The sequence below is a fragment of the Aeromonas sp. 160P genome (assembly GCF_055193095.1).
This window is the reverse complement of the sequence record NZ_JBUXKV010000001.1, coordinates 1,076,083-1,091,369: the sequence shown is the minus strand read 5'-3', so window position 1 is coordinate 1,091,369 and position 15,287 is coordinate 1,076,083. Positions and strand designations below refer to the sequence as shown.

At 60.4% G+C, this 15,287-nt stretch carries 12 protein-coding genes; 6 read left to right on the top strand and 6 right to left on the bottom strand.

What is annotated here, in order from left to right; all coding sequences use genetic code 11:
* Positions 1–187: 187 nt before the first annotated feature.
* The 5 genes from ACY8FN_RS05195 to ACY8FN_RS05175 form a co-directional block, all read right to left on the bottom strand.
* The gene (locus ACY8FN_RS05195) at positions 188–1,174 is read right to left on the bottom strand and encodes a helix-turn-helix transcriptional regulator (protein ID WP_042019711.1); all 987 of its coding nucleotides are present in this window, start codon (positions 1,172–1,174) and stop codon (positions 188–190) included.
* A gap of 291 nt (positions 1,175–1,465) precedes the next feature.
* Positions 1,466–1,852 (bottom strand): SirB2 family protein, encoded by a 387-nt coding sequence (locus ACY8FN_RS05190; RefSeq protein ID WP_033137694.1) that lies wholly within the window; start codon positions 1,850–1,852, stop codon positions 1,466–1,468.
* Entirely contained in the window at positions 1,849–3,705 is a 1,857-nt protein-coding gene (locus tag ACY8FN_RS05185) for a monovalent cation:proton antiporter-2 (CPA2) family protein (RefSeq protein ID WP_463099398.1), read from the bottom strand. Before ACY8FN_RS05185 ends, ACY8FN_RS05190 begins: the two co-directional genes overlap by 4 nt.
* 64 nt (positions 3,706–3,769) lie before the next feature.
* Positions 3,770–4,369, bottom strand: a complete 600-nt coding sequence (gene kefF / locus ACY8FN_RS05180) for a glutathione-regulated potassium-efflux system oxidoreductase KefF (protein WP_101345994.1) — start codon at positions 4,367–4,369, stop codon at positions 3,770–3,772.
* 102 nt (positions 4,370–4,471) lie between these two features.
* Positions 4,472–5,314 carry a LysR family transcriptional regulator gene (locus tag ACY8FN_RS05175; protein ID WP_463099397.1) on the bottom strand — a complete coding sequence of 281 codons (843 nt, stop codon included), beginning with the start codon at positions 5,312–5,314 and terminating at the stop codon, positions 4,472–4,474.
* Positions 5,315–5,457: 143 nt separating this feature from the next.
* Between ACY8FN_RS05175 and ACY8FN_RS05170 the strand changes: the two genes are divergently transcribed.
* From ACY8FN_RS05170 to ACY8FN_RS05145, 6 genes are all read left to right on the top strand, one after another.
* The gene (locus tag ACY8FN_RS05170) at positions 5,458–6,180 is read left to right on the top strand and encodes an SDR family oxidoreductase (protein WP_005348556.1); all 723 of its coding nucleotides are present in this window, start codon (positions 5,458–5,460) and stop codon (positions 6,178–6,180) included.
* A gap of 88 nt (positions 6,181–6,268) precedes the next feature.
* Positions 6,269–6,592 (top strand): hypothetical protein, encoded by a 324-nt coding sequence (locus tag ACY8FN_RS05165; protein ID WP_101316702.1) that lies wholly within the window; start codon positions 6,269–6,271, stop codon positions 6,590–6,592.
* Between the two features lie 45 nt (positions 6,593–6,637).
* Entirely contained in the window at positions 6,638–7,069 is a 432-nt protein-coding gene (locus ACY8FN_RS05160) for a DUF411 domain-containing protein (RefSeq protein ID WP_463099396.1), read from the top strand.
* 234 nt (positions 7,070–7,303) lie between these two features.
* Entirely contained in the window at positions 7,304–9,457 is a 2,154-nt protein-coding gene (locus ACY8FN_RS05155; protein WP_463099395.1) for a S9 family peptidase, read from the top strand.
* Positions 9,458–9,870: 413 nt separating this feature from the next.
* The gene (locus tag ACY8FN_RS05150; RefSeq protein WP_303845927.1) at positions 9,871–10,842 is read left to right on the top strand and encodes a TAXI family TRAP transporter solute-binding subunit; all 972 of its coding nucleotides are present in this window, start codon (positions 9,871–9,873) and stop codon (positions 10,840–10,842) included.
* 103 nt (positions 10,843–10,945) lie between these two features.
* Positions 10,946–13,501: a TRAP transporter permease gene (locus ACY8FN_RS05145; RefSeq protein WP_463099394.1), complete on the top strand. Its 2,556-nt coding sequence runs from the start codon at positions 10,946–10,948 to the stop codon at positions 13,499–13,501.
* 521 nt (positions 13,502–14,022) lie between these two features.
* Here the strand turns inward: ACY8FN_RS05145 and ACY8FN_RS05140 are convergent.
* Positions 14,023–15,276, bottom strand: a complete 1,254-nt coding sequence (locus ACY8FN_RS05140; protein ID WP_463099393.1) for a phospholipase D-like domain-containing protein — start codon at positions 15,274–15,276, stop codon at positions 14,023–14,025.
* Positions 15,277–15,287: the final 11 nt, after the last annotated feature.

Sequence of the window (15,287 nt, the reverse complement as noted above, 5' to 3'; positions counted from 1 at the left end):
TGACGCGCCAGCCTCTTACAGTGGCTATGGCAGATCTCTTACACGGCTTTCGCCCCCAAAAACCGGGCAGGAAAACGGTTCAATCCTGTCGTTAAGACTTAAAAATTAGTTGAATAAATATGCTTAAAAAAACAGCAAAAAAAAGAGCCGAGACCAAGCTCGACTCTTCAACATTGCCATTTTTTAATCAGCTCAAGCGGTTGGCCGGATTGAGATAGGCCTTACGCAGCGATTCCGGCGCCAGCACCTCCAGTTCACCGCTGATGTTGTTCAACCAGCTGCGAAACTCCGGGGTGTCTTGCACCTCTGTCTCGACCACCACGCTGCGCTTGTCATAGCGGGTCATGCGCGGATTGTTGCCGGGGATCTGGTTATCCACCAGCGACTGGCTGTTGGCATCAATCCGGCCGACGAAGCGGATCGGGCCGCTCACGTCCTGATAGCCCTGATCGCGGATCAGCCTTTGGATATTGAAATCCTTCGGCTGGGTGGCGCTGAAGTTGGTCAGCTCCACGTTCTTGATATGGTCGAACGGGATGCCGTAAACCTTGGGATCCAGCTCGGACAAGGTGCAGAGCAGGATCGGGCCGTCCGGCTGATTGAGAATACCGAGCGGGTTGATCCGGTCATAGCAGAGCCACACGGTGCGCTCTTTGATCACCCGCTGGATCTCGGCACTGAACTTGCGACCACGCCAGAGCGCATCGCGGATCAGGGTGCTACGGCGGATCTCCGGGTTGCCAGCAAATGGGCGCGGCGACTGGTGGACACTCTCCAGCCAGCGCTCGGCCAGTTCACTCTGGCTGTCGCGGATCACCTGGCTCGCCTTGTCGACCAGCGGGTTCAATTCGGTCAGTACACTCGCTGGCAACAGTTGGCTCGCCTGATCACTCCAGGTTTTCAGGGCCACCGCCAGCGAGAGCGGCATGATATTGGCAAAGTCGTTGAGGCCGTGGCGCTCGAAGCACCAGCCATGGGGTTTGCTGCGCTCGTCCGAGGTGAGGTCGAACAGTCCCATGCCGGACATCTCCTCCAGGTCCCGCTGCACGGTACGCAGACTGACGTGGATACCTTCCTCTTCCAGTTTTACCTGGAGTTGGCTGGCGGTCAGCTTGTAAGGGCGGTGCGGGATGCAACGCGCCAAGGTCAGTTGTCGTAACAGCTTCTTACTCATGGTGCATGCCTTCACTGGTTTAGCGTTGACTGTATGCTAGTCGTGACTTGCGACAGTCTATGTCGTAAGTTTTGCTGCGACAACTGTCGCCATTTTCATACAAACGTCGATATGTAATTGATTTTAAATCACAAAAAAGAACAAATCGGGGTCAACACAGGCTTAAATTAGCAAGAAAAGCATCAAATTAAAGTTCTATATGCCGCTCCAATGGCAGTTAAACATTCCATGAATAAATAATTAATCAGAATATTATCTCGAAATGGGGAGGCAGGCCTCCCCCTCTCCTGTTTACATCAGCCACGACCAGGCCGACTTGGTGATGGCCGCACCGATCATGTATCCGAACACCGCCAGCGCCGCCACACCGGCCACCAGCTTCTGACCGCGGGCCGGGCGCTTGAGTGCCATCACACCCAGACCGATATAGAGCACCAGTGCAATCAGCTTGGCCATCAGCCAGGGTTGCTGACCCGGGCTCAGCTGCAAGGTCACCGCCAGCAGCACGCCAAACAGCAGCAGGAAGGTGTCGTTGATATGGGGCAGGATCTTCAGCCACTTCTGCTGCAACCGATCGCTGCCGGCCAGCGCCAGACGCCAGCGATAGATAAAGAGCAGCAAACTGACCAGTGCCAGCGTCATATGCAGGTGTTTGAACATGGGGTAATAGGCAATCATTTTGCTTCCTTGTCGTCGTCGGGTAGCCCGCTATTCCAGTTGTGGGCATGGATACGCTCCTGCCCCTCCTCGTCGTCTTGCAACAGATCGGAGAGGATTTCCCGGTATTGCAGGCTCTTGTTGATATACGTGTGTTCGTCGTCCAGATAGTTGACCTGCTCGCGCAACAGCCAGTTATCGTGCTGCTTGAAGGTCTGCCCCGCCCGCCAGGCCTGGTTGGCCCGAAAACCGAGCTGGGTCAGGGCTTCCACCCCCAGATCGACCGCCGAGCCCAGGGTCTCCCGGTGCACGCTCTCGACCCCGTGCCGCAGGATCTCGTGGGCATGGGGTCGATCCAGCGCTCGCGCCAGGATCTTCAGATGCGGAAAGTGCTTCTGCACCATCTCGATCACTGCCAGCGAGGTAGCCGGATCGTTGATAGAGAGCACCAGCAGCTTCGCCTTGTGCGCCCCTGCGGCATGGAGCAGATCGATCCGGCTGGCATCGCCATAGAACACCTGATAGCCATACTTGCGCAGGGTCTCTATCTGGCTGGCATCCTGCTCGAGGATGGTGGTGCCGATGCCGTGACCGTGCAGCAGACGCCCCACGATCTGACCAAAACGGCCGAAGCCCGCGATGATCACCGGATGCTCCACCAGTTCAGGTTGCTCATGCTGCGGCGCGTCGCTCTGGTTACGGTAATCGAACCAGGGCTGGATCACCCGATCGTTGAGGATCAGCAGCAGCGGGGTCAACGCCATGGAGAGCGCCACCACCAGCGTCAGCAGGGAGATGGTTTCACCGGGCAGCACCCGATTCTGGGCGGCAAACGAGAAGAGCACGAAGGCAAACTCGCCCCCTTGCGCCAATGCCAGCGCAAAGGTCCAGCGCTGACTCGGTGAAATGCGAAGAACGAAGCCAAGCGCCATCAACACCAGCCATTTCAGCGCCATCAGGCCAACGACCAGAGTTGGTATCAGGAAGGGATGCTCGGCAAACAGCCCGAAATCGATCCCCGCCCCCACCGACATGAAGAAGAGGCCGAGCAGCAAGCCCTTGAACGGCTCTATGTCCGCTTCCAGCTCGTGGCGATATTCGCTGTCGGCCAACACCACGCCAGCGAGGAAAGAGCCGAGAGCGGGGGAGAGCCCCACCGACTCCATCAGCACCGCAATGGCGATGACCAGCAGCAGGGCGGCGGCGACGAAGATCTCCCGCATGTGGGACTGGGCGATGGCGCGAAACACCGGTCGCATCAGGTAGTGGCCACCCAGCACGATGCCGGAGATGGCGGCCACCACCAGCAGACCATGCTGCCAGCCTGCCAGCTCGGATCCGCCATTGCTGGCCACCGGCGCCATGGCCAGCAGCGGCAACAGCGCCAGGATCGGAATGACCGCAATATCCTGAAACAGCAGCACCGCAAAGGCGGAGCGACCGCTCTCGCTCTGCATCAGCTTGCGCTCCTGCATGCTCTGCAGAACGATGGCGGTGGAAGAGAGCGCCAGGATCAGGCCGATGGCCAGCCCCTGTTGCAGTGGCAGACCGATCAGATGCGCCACGCCGGTCAGCGCGGCGGTGGTGAGCAGCACCTGCAGGCCGCCGGTGCCGAGGATCGGCCCCTTCAGTTGCCACAAGAGGGCCGGACGCAATTCAAGACCGACCAGAAACAGCATCAGCACCACGCCAAACTCGGCGAAGTGCATCACATCCTTCTGCTCGCCCACCAGCCCCAGCAGGAAGGGGCCTATGATGATCCCCGCCAGCAGATAACCGAGCACCGAGCCCAGCCCCCAGCGTTTGGCCAGCGGCACCGCGATAACGGCGGCAGAGAGGTAGATAAAGGCATCAAACAGGATCCCGTGGCCCATCAGTCAGCCCTCCTTTTGAACATCTGGTCCGGCTCATGAGCTCGGCCAACAAACTGCCCGTGTTTCATGAGAGCACCTCCAGCAAGTCCCGTAGATAAGGACGCCCGGCCAACTGCTCCGGAGTCAGCTGATCGTCACGCAGGGCGCAGAGCAGCTGGCGGTAATCCTGACCACAGCGGCGCAGGGCGGCAGGATCCTTGATCTTGTGAAAGGAGTGCAACACGAAAGGAGGTAGCCAGTTCATGCCACACAAGGTGGCAGCCTGTTGAAATGGCAGCAGAAAATCGAGCAGCGGTCGGCTGTTGTACCCCTCGCTGCAGTAGGACTCCGGCGCCCCGCCGGTGGTGATGGCGCTCAGCCACTGCTTGCCCTTCAGGGCGTGGGCCTCGGGGCCGTAGGCGTAGCCATACTCCAGCACCAGATCCATCCACTCTTTCATGATGGCCGGGCAGGAGTACCAGTAAAACGGGTGCTGAAAGACGATGATATCGTGCTCGGAGAGCAACGCCTGCTCTCGCTTCACATCGATGAACATGTCGGGATAGTGCTGGTAGAGGTCGTGAACCGTGACCCCCTCCAGCCCCTCAATCGCCTGCAACAGCTGCTTGTTGGCCCGCGAGCTCTGCAGAGCGGGATGGGAAAAAATAACCAGAATGCGTTTCATGACCACATCACCCGAACAAAGCCTTGCTGCGCAAGGCGCGGTAAACAGAAAAAGGGGTGTCTAAGGAGCTGCATCGTAAAGGTGCACAGGAAAGCGACCTTATCAGGAAGCGCCATAGCCTGCCAACTCGGGGATCAACTCCCGCAGCGCCGGATTGAGGGTCTGGTGGGCGGGATAGCAGAGGCCGATCCGGCGAAACATCCGCGGCCCGCTCACCGGCAGGGTACAGAGGCCCGCCTCATCCTCCACCAGCCCGTCCGGCAGAAAACTGATGCCAACCCCCGCCAGCACCAGCGCCATCACCAGTCCCTTGCTCTGTGCCTTGGCCACCAGATTGAGGGTAAGCCGGTCACAGGCCAGCAGACCGATAGTCTGCTGGTGCGCCTCGCAGGGCGGGCACTCAATAAAATCATAATGTTGTAGCTCGGTCAGTTCGATCCTCTCGCGACTGGCCAGAGGATGGTCGACCGGCACGCAGAGCACGTAATCCTCCTCCCACAGCGGCAGGAAGATCTCGTCCTCCCGACGCAGGGCATCCAGCGTCAAGCGGCAGTCGGCGGGCGTGGTGTAGTCGGAGAGGGTGAGATCCAGCTGCGGCAGCACGCGCTGTACTTGCTGCAGCAGCCCGGCCACCCGGCGGCGACTCAAGTCCGGCATGATGGCGATATTGAGCCGCGCACGCGTCGCTTTCTGGCGAAACAGCTCCGGCAGACGGCGCGCCTCCTCCACCAGCTTGACCGCGTGGGGATAGAGATAGTGGGCCGGATCTTTCGCCACCACCCCCTTCTTGCCCCGGATAAACAGGCTGTCACCGAGCGCCTCTTCCAGCTGGCGCAGCCCCGCCGAGAGGGAGGGCTGACTGACGTGGCAGCGCTCGGCCGCCGCCGTGATGTTCTTCTCTTCATAGATAGCGATGAAGAAACGCAGCAATCTCAGATCCAGCATAAGCCCAACCATAGTTTTTTCAGATGATAACCAGCGGAAAACAATATTTATCACTTATAGATGCAGTGACTATAGTGATTGGGTTCCGTGCTGGCCAGCCACCCGTTTGCTCAAACCGACTCTTGAATCAGAAGGAAAGACCCATGTCCAAATCTCTCGTCGTGATCACCGGCGCCTCCGCCGGGATCGGTGCCGCCATCGCCCGAGCCTTCTCTGCTGCCGGTCATCCGCTGTTGCTGCTGGCACGTCGGGTCGAGCCGATGCAGGCCCTGAACCTGCCCGATACCCTCTGCATCGGGGTCGATGTGACCGACACCGCCGCCATGAAGGCCGCCGTTCAGCAGGCAGAAGCCAAATTTGGCCCGGTGGGCTGCATGGTCAACAACGCCGGCGTCATGCTGCTGGGTCAGGCCGATGTGCAGGATCCCGCCGAATGGCAGCAGATGCTCAACATCAACGTGATGGGGGTGCTGAACGGCGTCCACGCAGTACTGGCCGGCATGAAGGAGCGCCGCAGCGGCACCATCATCAACATCAGCTCCATCGCCGGCCGCAAGACCTTCCCGAACCATGCCGCCTACTGCGCCACCAAGTTCGCCGTGCACGCCCTGACCGAGAACATCCGGGAAGAGGTGGCCGATGTCGGCGTGCGGATGGTGACCATAGCCCCGGGTGCGGTCGAGACCGAACTGCTCAGCCATACCACCGACGAGAGCATCAAGGCCGGTTATCACGACTGGAAAGATCAGATGGGCGGCGTCATCGCGCCAGAAGTGATCGCCGATGCCGTGCTCTACGCCTGGAACCAGCCTGCCAACGTCTGCGTGCGCGAGATCGTGCTGGCGGCAACCCGTCAGCAACCTTAATCTGCGCTGACCGGCACCATAGGGAGGGCTTGACCCTCCCCCGGGGCACAGGGTTACCATGTGCCCCTTGTTATTTTCGAGTCACACCATGGTTCTCACCCGTCGCCAACTCGCTCACGCCCGTCGCTGGCTCCCCTTGTGGAGTCTGGTGCTGGTGTTGATGTCGTTTGGCAGCCGGGCCGCAACCGACCTCTGCACCCTGACCCCTCACTGCAGCCAGAGCGAGCGTACCCTGGAAAAAGCGATGCCCTGCGGCAGCTTTACCACCGCCCTCTCAATGACGCTGGTGAACAGCGACAGCCTGACGGTCGCCGTGCTGGAACCTGATACCCCCGATTTCTCCTCTCCCTCTCTCTATATGCCGGACGCCCCGTGCGAGCGGCTCGAACGCCCCCCTCGCACTCAGATCTGAAACTCATCCCGTATCGGGCATCTTTTCTTTCATCTGAGGTGAGTGATGTACAAACCCCTGTTACTGGCCATGCTGGCCGGTACCGTCAGCTTTTCGGCCCTCGCGGCCGAGAAGATGACCGTCTACAAATCCAAATATTGTGGCTGCTGCCAGAGCTGGAATGAGCACATGGAGCAGAATGGCTTCGAACTCGAAGTCATCGAAACCGAGCAGCTCGGCGCAGTGAAGCAGCAATACGGTATCGCACCCGAACTGGCCTCCTGCCACACCGGCGTGGTGAACGGCTATGTGATCGAGGGGCATGTACCGGCCGCCGATGTGCAGAAGCTGCTCAGGGAAAAACCGGCGATCCGCGGCCTGACCATTCCGGGTATGCCCCAGAGTGCGCCGGGTATGGATATTCCGGGCCATCCCTATGAGGTACTGAGTATCAGCAACGAGGGCGCGACCAACCGCTGGTCGAGCTACTCCGGCTGACGAAAACTGGTCATGAGAGGGCACTCCCATATCATGTGAGGCACACCTGAACGGACTCTTGCCGCTCATGGCCAGAAAGAGGGCCGCTATCGCGAGATAGCGGCTTTTTTTGATTACATTTCCTGCAATAACAAGGGATTGCTTGCAACCACCGGCAACAAGGGGCAGATTTAACGCCAATTCATGGAGCCGATGCTCAGGTCTACCAACCCTTTCCAGCGCCAAGGATGCGACATGTTTACCTTTTCCCGAGGAGTTCTGCTGCTAGCCTTTCTGACAGTTCTCCCCCCCACTTATGCCAATGAAGAGCCCGCCATGCTGACAAGCGAACATCCAATCCAGCCGCCCGTGGCCGCCAAACATCCCCACACCCTGAAAAAGCACGGGGATACCCGCATCGACAACTACTACTGGCTGCGCGACGACCAGCGTCAGGCGCCGGAAGTACTGCAATACCTTGAGGCCGAGAACGCCTACACCGAGGCCATGCTCAAACCGACCCAACCGCTACGCGAACAGCTCTACAAAGAGATGGTCGCCCGCATCCCCCAGCAGGATGAGTCGGTGCCCTATGTGAAGAACGGCTACCGCTACCAGACCCGCTATGAGCCGGGCAAGGAGTACGGGATCTATTCGCGCACCAAGCTCGGCGACGAGCAGGCGAGCCTGCTGCTCGACAGCAACCAGCGGGCTGAAGGGCACGAGTTCTACGCCCTCGGCGCACTTGAGGTGAGCCGCAACAACCGCTGGCTGGCAGTGGCGGAAGATCTCCTCTCCCGCCGTCAGTACCAGATCCAGTTCCTCGATCTGGAGAGCGGCCAGTGGGCCACCGACAAACTGGAAAACACCTCCGGCAATCTGGTGTGGGCCAACGACAACAAGACCGTCTTCTACGTGCGCAAGCACCCGCAGACCCTGCTGCCCTATCAGGTCTATCGCCACGAGCTTGGCAGCGATCCGGCCAAGGATCAGCTGGTCTACGAGGAGAAGGATGACTCCTTCTACGTCAGCCTCTACGCCACCACCTCGGAAGATTTCATCGTCATTGCCCTCTCCAGCACCACCACCGGCGAAGTGCGGCTGATCGATGCCAACGTGCCGAGTCAGCGGCCACGGCTGTTTCTGCCCCGTCAGGTGGATCACGAATACAGCCTGGATCACTACCGTGGCCGCTTCTATGTCCGCTCCAACAAGGACGGCAAGAACTTCGGCCTCTATGAGACCAAGGAGAGCCCGGTCGATCGCTGGAAGGCGGTCATTGCCCCCAATCCGGACGTGCTGCTCGAAAGCTACGCCCTGTTCAAGGATTGGCTGGTACTGGAAGAGCGCAGCAAGGGGCTGACCCGACTGCGCCAGATCAACTGGCAGAGCGGTGACGAGAAGGAGATCGCCTTCGACGATCCCGCCTATGTCACCTGGCTCGCCTACAATCCTGAGCCCGATACCAGCACCCTGCGCTACGGCTACTCCTCCATGACCACCCCCTCATCCACCTATGAGCTGGATATGGCGAGCGGCAAGCGCACCCTGCTCAAGCAGCAGCCGGTGGCAGGCTTCAAGGCCGACCAGTACGCCAGCGAGCGACTCTGGGTCACCGCCCGCGATGGCGTATCGATGCCGGTGTCGCTGGTCTATCGCAAGGACAAGTTCAAGAAAGATCACGCCGATGCGCCCAAGAATCCGCTGCTGGTCTATGGCTACGGCTCCTACGGCGCCAGCATGGATCCCGACTTCAGCAGCTCGCGCCTGAGCCTGCTGGACCGCGGCTTCGTCTACGCCATCGCTCATATCCGTGGTGGCGAAGAGCTGGGCCGTCACTGGTACGAAGATGGCAAGCTGCTGAACAAGCAGAACACCTTCAATGACTTCATCGATGTCACCGAAGCGCTGGTCGCCCAGGGTTATGGCGCCAAGGATCAGGTCTACGCCATGGGGGGCAGTGCCGGTGGCCTGCTGATGGGGGCCGTTATCAATCAGGCGCCCCAGCTCTATCGCGGCGTGGTAGCACAGGTGCCGTTCGTCGATGTGGTCACCACCATGCTGGACGAGTCGATTCCCCTCACCACCGGGGAGTATGACGAGTGGGGCAACCCGAACCAGAAGCGCTACTACGACTACATGAAAGCTTATAGCCCCTACGATCAGGTGAAGGCGCAAGCCTACCCCAACCTGCTGGTCACCACCGGGCTGCACGACTCGCAAGTGCAGTATTGGGAGCCCGCCAAGTGGGTCGCCAAGCTGCGCGAACTGAAGACGGATGATAACAAGTTGTTACTCAATACCGACATGGACGCCGGCCACGGCGGCAAGTCGGGCCGCTTCAAAGCCTACGAAGATATCGCGCTGGAATACGCCTTTATCCTGGATCTGGCCACCCCGGCCAACTGATCCATCATGACTCCGGCCCTTGCCACGCAAGGGCCGCATAAGAATCCTCCCGTAGTTTTTCCCTCTTCCATTTCCCTCTATATCAAATTAATCTTCGGCTAGAAAATGAATGATCGAGGTCATGTTTCTCAAGATTTAACTCCGTGATTTTGCCATTTCGTTTGATTTATGTTGGGTGAATGTGCTTAATCGGAGTGCTTGCAACTTTTTATTTGGCCCCTCAGGGGCCAATTTATCTTCGCCCGACAGGAGGTTAGTAGCCTCACCACAGGATGAAGGGTGACTGCCGGAAAGGGGTGATCAACGCCCCCGCTTTCGCGCAACGAGAAGAGCGGGCAAGCCCGGCGCAGAACGGGGTTGCCATCAATTTATCCGGGGAACGGATAAACAAAATCAAAGAAAAGGGAGAAAAAATGAAAGGATTAACTTTGGCGTGCGCCCTGTCGGCGGCTCTGGTCGGTGTCTCATTCGGTGGTCCGGTACAAGCGCAGGAGCGCTTCGTGACCATAGGCACCGGCGGTCAGACCGGCGTCTACTACGTGGCGGGCCAGTCCATCTGCCGCTTCCTCAATCGCGGCGCCGCCGATCACCAAATCAAGTGCAATGCCCCGGCCAGTGGCGGCGGTGTTGCCAACGTCAACGGCATCCGCAGCGGTGAGTTCAACTTCGGCATCATGCAGTCCGACCACCAGTTCAAGGCGATGAAAGGGCTGCCGCCGTTCCAGGCCGAAGGGGCCATGGATGACATTCGCGCCGTCTTCTCCCTGCAGAGTGAGGTGTTCACCATTCTGGCGCGCCGCGATGCCAAGATCGCCAGCTTCGACGATATGAAAGGCAAGCGGGTCAACATCGGCAATCCGGGCTCCGGCCAGCGTGACACCATGGAAGAGATCATGGCGGTCAAGGGCTGGAAGAAGGGTGACTTCGGTCTGGTCTCCGAGCTGAAACCGGCCGAACAGGCCTCCGCCCTCGGGGACAACAACATCGACGCCATGAGCTACTTCGTCGGCCATCCGAACGGCGCCATTCAGGAAGCCTCCACCACCACAGACGCAGTACTGGTACCGGTGACCGGCGCGGATATCGACAAGCTGCTGGCCGAGAAGAGCTACTACAGCAAGGCCGAGATCCCGGGCGGCATCTACAAGGGCAGCGATAAGCCCACCCCGTCCATTGGTGGCAAAGCGGTGCTCTCCACCAGTGCCAAGGCCGATCCCGAAGTGGTCTATCAACTGGTCAAATCGGTATTCGACAACCTGGAACGCTTCAAGCGCCTGCACCCTGCCTTTGCCGACCTGAAAGAGGCCGACATGATCAAGGTGGGTCTCTCTGCTCCGCTGCATGAAGGGGCTGCCCGCTACTACAAAGAGCGCGGCTGGCTCTGATTTCGGGCCCCGGGGCCTTTGTCACTCTCCTCGACACCCGTCTGCCGCCTGATTGCGGAGGCGGGTGTCGCTCTTGTTGTACTCGTTGGCACAAGTTAACCCTATGCAAGATAAACAACTCTCTACCGAGGAACTGATCGCCCAGGATGTGGGCGCTCGTCTGCCGTTAGGCCCGCTGGGCTGGATCATCACCACCCTGGCGCTGGCCTGGTCGCTGTTCCAACTCTGGATCGCCTCACCGCTCCCCTTCATGGTGGGCTTTGGCGTCCTCAATGACACCGAAACCCGCTCCATTCACCTCACCTTTGCCCTGTTGCTGGCCTTTCTGGTGTTCCCGGCATTTCGCTCTTCGCCGCGAGATCGGGTACCCCTCGGCGATATCGCCCTCGGCCTGATCGCCGCGGGTGCCGCCGCCTATCTGTTTGTGATGTATGAAGCGCTGGCGCTGCGTCCCGGCACCCTCACCACCGCCGACCTGGTGACCGCCTGTATCGGTCTGCCACTACTGCTGGAAGCGGCACGCCGCGCGCTGGGGCCAGCACTGGCGGTCATCGCCATCGCCTTTCTGGTCTACAGTCTGGCGGGCCCCTGGATGCCGGGGCTGCTGGCACACCGTGGGGTGAGCTTCACCGCGCTGGCCAACCACCAGTGGATCACCACCGAAGGGGTGTTCGGCATCGCCCTCGGGGTATCCACCAGCTTCGTGTTCCTGTTTGTGCTGTTCGGCGCCCTGCTGGAGCGGGCCGGTGCCGGTCACTACTTCATCCAGCTCGCCTTCAGCCTGCTCGGCCACCTGCGCGGCGGCCCGGCCAAGGCGGCAGTGGTCGCCTCCGGCCTGACCGGTCTCATCTCCGGCTCGTCGATTGCCAACGTGGTGACCACCGGCACCTTCACCATCCCGATGATGAAGAAGGTGGGCTTCAGCGCCGAGAAAGCGGGGGCGGTCGAAGTGGCCTCCTCGGTCAACGGCCAGATCATGCCACCGGTGATGGGGGCAGCCGCCTTCCTGATGGTGGAGTACGTGGGCATCCCCTATGTGGAGATCATCAAGCACGCCTTCCTGCCTGCCACCATCTCCTATATCGCGCTGCTCTATATCGTCCATCTGGAAGCGCTGAAACTGGGCATGCAGCCCATCGGTGGCCATCAGCCCAAGCCCTGGCTGCGCCGTCTGACCGGTTTTGCCTTCGGCGCCACCCTCATCAGCGGCCTGTCGCTGGCGGTCTACTATGGCCTCGGCTGGCTCAAGCCTGTGCTGGGTGACTACGCCCTGCCGGGGATCAGCCTGCTGCTGGCGCTGGCCTATCTGGGGCTGCTGAAGATCGCCGCCAGCAACGAACCGCTGGCGGCGGAAGATCCCGACAAGCCACTCACCGAACTGCCCGATACCCGCGCCGTGCTGCTCTCCGGCCTGCACTTCATGCTGCCGGTGGTGGTACTGGTGTGGTGCCTGATGGTGGAGCGTCTATCTCCGGGGTTGTCGGCCTTCTGGGGCACCGTGATGCTGGTGCTCATCCTGCTGACCCAGCGCCCGCTGCTCAACTGGCTGCGCAGCGATGGCAAGCACGACTACGGCTCCGTCTCAGACGGCGTGGCGGATCTGCGGGAAGGGCTGGTTGCCGGTGCCCGCAACATGATCGGTATCGGCATTGCCACCGCCACTGCAGGAATCATAGTCGGTGCTGTTTCCCAGACCGGGGTCGGTCTGGTGCTGGCGGATCTGGTGGAGTTTCTCTCCATGGGCAACCTGCTGCTGATGTTGCTGCTGACCGCTCTGCTAAGCCTGATCCTCGGCATGGGGCTGCCCACCACCGCCAACTACATCGTCGTCTCCAGCCTGCTGGCGCCGGTGGTGGTGACGCTGGGGCAACAGAACGGGCTGATCGTGCCGCTCATCGCGGTGCACCTGTTCGTCTTCTATTTCGGCATCATGGCGGACGTAACACCACCGGTGGGACTGGCCTCCTTCGCGGCAGCCGCCGTCTCCAAGGGGGATCCCATCAAGACCGGGATCACCGCCTTCTACTACAGCCTGCGTACCGCGGCGCTGCCGTTCCTGTTTATCTTCAACACCGACCTGCTGCTGATCGACGTGGACTTTGCCCACGGGGTGCTGATCTTCATTGTGGCAACCATCGCCATGCTGATCTTCGCCGCCGCCACCCAGGGCTGGTTCCTGGTGAAGAGCCGCTGGTACGAGAGCGTATTGCTGCTGCTGGTCGCCTTTACCCTGTTCCGTCCCGGTTTCTGGATGGACATGGTGCACGATCCCTATCGGGTTACCCCGCCCGCCGAGTTGGCAAAAACCATGGGTGAAGTGGAGGCGGAGAGCACCCTGCGGCTGCGGATCCTCGGTGAAGATGCGGTGGGCAAACCGCGCAAGTTCACCCTGCTGGTCGCCGTACCGGATGGGGCGGATGGCGAGGAGCGGCTGGCAAACCTGGGGTTGAGCCTCTATGAGCAGGATGGCAAGACGCTGATCGACAACGTCGCCTTTGGCAGCCCGGCCGCCACTATGGGGCTGGAGTTCGATCAGGAGCTCCTCACCGTCAAGGCGCCGACCGAACGCTGGACTAAGGAGTGGATGTGGATCCCGGGCTTCCTGCTGTTTGGAGCGATCGTCTGGCTGCAGCGTCGCCGCAGCATCAAGGCCGGTTAAGCAGCGAGTCGATAAGACCGTGGGCCGCCAGTGCGGCCCTCTTTTTATTGCCTTGCCCTCTGTGGCGCTTGCGATAGGCGACAGTCATGGCGAAAGCGCAACGGTGGCGCGCGGCCAAAAAAAGTGGGGTGACATTTCCATGTCACCCCCTCGCAAATAGCATGTTCCATATTGGAGTCCGGCCGCGCTGGGTCTCTGTTTCACTTTCCGATAGTTCGCGACCCATCTAAAGTGCGCGCCAATTGCAGCGAGGCAAGTGGCCAGCAACCCGTAACAACCTTCGTCCACACAGCAGACAAGCCGCCGTGTTTGTCCTTGCAACTGAAATATTACGCAGAAAAACAAAATAAAAAACGTTTTTATGCCTATTCCATTCACATTCGAGTACAAAAAACAGCCTTATCATCACTACTAACTTGTTATAAAACAGCTAGATAGCCTTAATGATGGTTATTCACCCGCAAGGGTCGTCTGCAATGGCTTACAAGGCTTTGCGAGATCTCGCACAAAAAATAGCTGCCTCACAACCAGCGCCGTAGCGGCAACCAGTCGCTCAGGCGAGCGATCAGCCGCCTTGACCACCCCTCGGGTTTGCGCGGCGATCCGCCGGCCTGCTCCTGCCAGCGAGCCAACCACGTTCGCAGCGCCTCGCAGATCGGCGGACAGTGCAGATGCAGCATCAGCTCGGTATTGAGAAACAGCGAGCGGGGATCGAGGTTGAGGCTGCCAAACAGCGCCCGCTCCTCCCCCAGCAGGATCAGCTTGGCGTGCAGGCTGCCGTGGCCATGGTCAAACTCGGCGACCCGGATCCCTTGGCGCAGCAACCAGCCGAGATAGCGCTGATAGGCACCATAGACCAGCGGCACATCGGTGCTGGCCAGCGAGTTGGTGAGAATGTCGATGGCGACCCCCTGCTGGCGCAGCCGCGCCAGACGGTGGCGAAATCCACGGGTGAGAATGAGGTAAGGGGTCACCAACCCCAGCGAGCCGGGATTGTCAGCCAACTGGCGCCACAGCTGGCGAGCGGTGACGGGGCGAGAGATGAGCCCCTTGCCGGGCCGATCGAACCACACCTCGGCCCGCCCCTCGTGCCACTGCAGCGGCAAATAGCTCTCGTCGAACAGCGCCGCGGGCAGATCGTAGACCCTTGCCACCGCCGGATCCGTCATGGTGAACAGGAAGTCGTTGACCACCTGAATTTCGGCGGGCAGCAGCTCGCGGCGCAGCAGATGGCGGATGGGGTGGCTCCAGCGGCTGTGCCAGAACTGCTCGAAGCCATGCGCCATTTGCTGGCACAGGGCACCCTGACAGGCGAGATCGAGATCCACGAAGGGGGCTTGCAGATCCAGCCCGAAGTAGCGATCGCCGATGTTGCGGCCGCCAATCAGCGCCAGCTTGCCATCCACCAACAGCAGCTTGTTGTGCATCCGGTGGTTGATGCGGCGAAAGCTGAGCAGCCCCTCCAGCAGCAGCGCCAGCGGGCGCCAGCCCCGTAGCCAGAAGGGGTTAAACAGCCGCACCTCGATCCCCGGGTAGTGGGCCACCATCTCCAGAAAGCGGTTGTCACCGGCATAGAGATCATCCACCAGCAGTTGCACCTTGACGCCACGGCGGGCGGCGTGGAGCAGCTCGCTCAGCAGCAGCTTGCCGCTGCTGTCCTCCTCCCAGCTGTAGTACTGCGCCTGGATCCGCTCGCGGGCATGGCGGATCCAGTGGCAGCGCACCTTTAGCGCCAACTGGGGATCATCGATCAGGGCAAAGGATCCGGGGATCATGGTGTCATCCT

Coding starts and splice junctions, on each gene's coding strand:
- ACY8FN_RS05195 (WP_042019711.1), bottom strand. CDS start 1,174: ATGAGTAAGAAGCTGTTACGACAACTGACCTTGGCGCGTTGCATCCCG.
- ACY8FN_RS05190 (WP_033137694.1), bottom strand. CDS start 1,852: ATGATTGCCTATTACCCCATGTTCAAACACCTGCATATGACGCTGGCA.
- ACY8FN_RS05185 (WP_463099398.1), bottom strand. CDS start 3,705: ATGGGCCACGGGATCCTGTTTGATGCCTTTATCTACCTCTCTGCCGCC.
- kefF (WP_101345994.1), bottom strand. CDS start 4,369: ATGAAACGCATTCTGGTTATTTTTTCCCATCCCGCTCTGCAGAGCTCG.
- ACY8FN_RS05175 (WP_463099397.1), bottom strand. CDS start 5,314: ATGCTGGATCTGAGATTGCTGCGTTTCTTCATCGCTATCTATGAAGAG.
- ACY8FN_RS05170 (WP_005348556.1), top strand. CDS start 5,458: ATGTCCAAATCTCTCGTCGTGATCACCGGCGCCTCCGCCGGGATCGGT.
- ACY8FN_RS05165 (WP_101316702.1), top strand. CDS start 6,269: ATGGTTCTCACCCGTCGCCAACTCGCTCACGCCCGTCGCTGGCTCCCC.
- ACY8FN_RS05160 (WP_463099396.1), top strand. CDS start 6,638: ATGTACAAACCCCTGTTACTGGCCATGCTGGCCGGTACCGTCAGCTTT.
- ACY8FN_RS05155 (WP_463099395.1), top strand. CDS start 7,304: ATGTTTACCTTTTCCCGAGGAGTTCTGCTGCTAGCCTTTCTGACAGTT.
- ACY8FN_RS05150 (WP_303845927.1), top strand. CDS start 9,871: ATGAAAGGATTAACTTTGGCGTGCGCCCTGTCGGCGGCTCTGGTCGGT.
- ACY8FN_RS05145 (WP_463099394.1), top strand. CDS start 10,946: ATGCAAGATAAACAACTCTCTACCGAGGAACTGATCGCCCAGGATGTG.
- ACY8FN_RS05140 (WP_463099393.1), bottom strand. CDS start 15,276: ATGATCCCCGGATCCTTTGCCCTGATCGATGATCCCCAGTTGGCGCTA.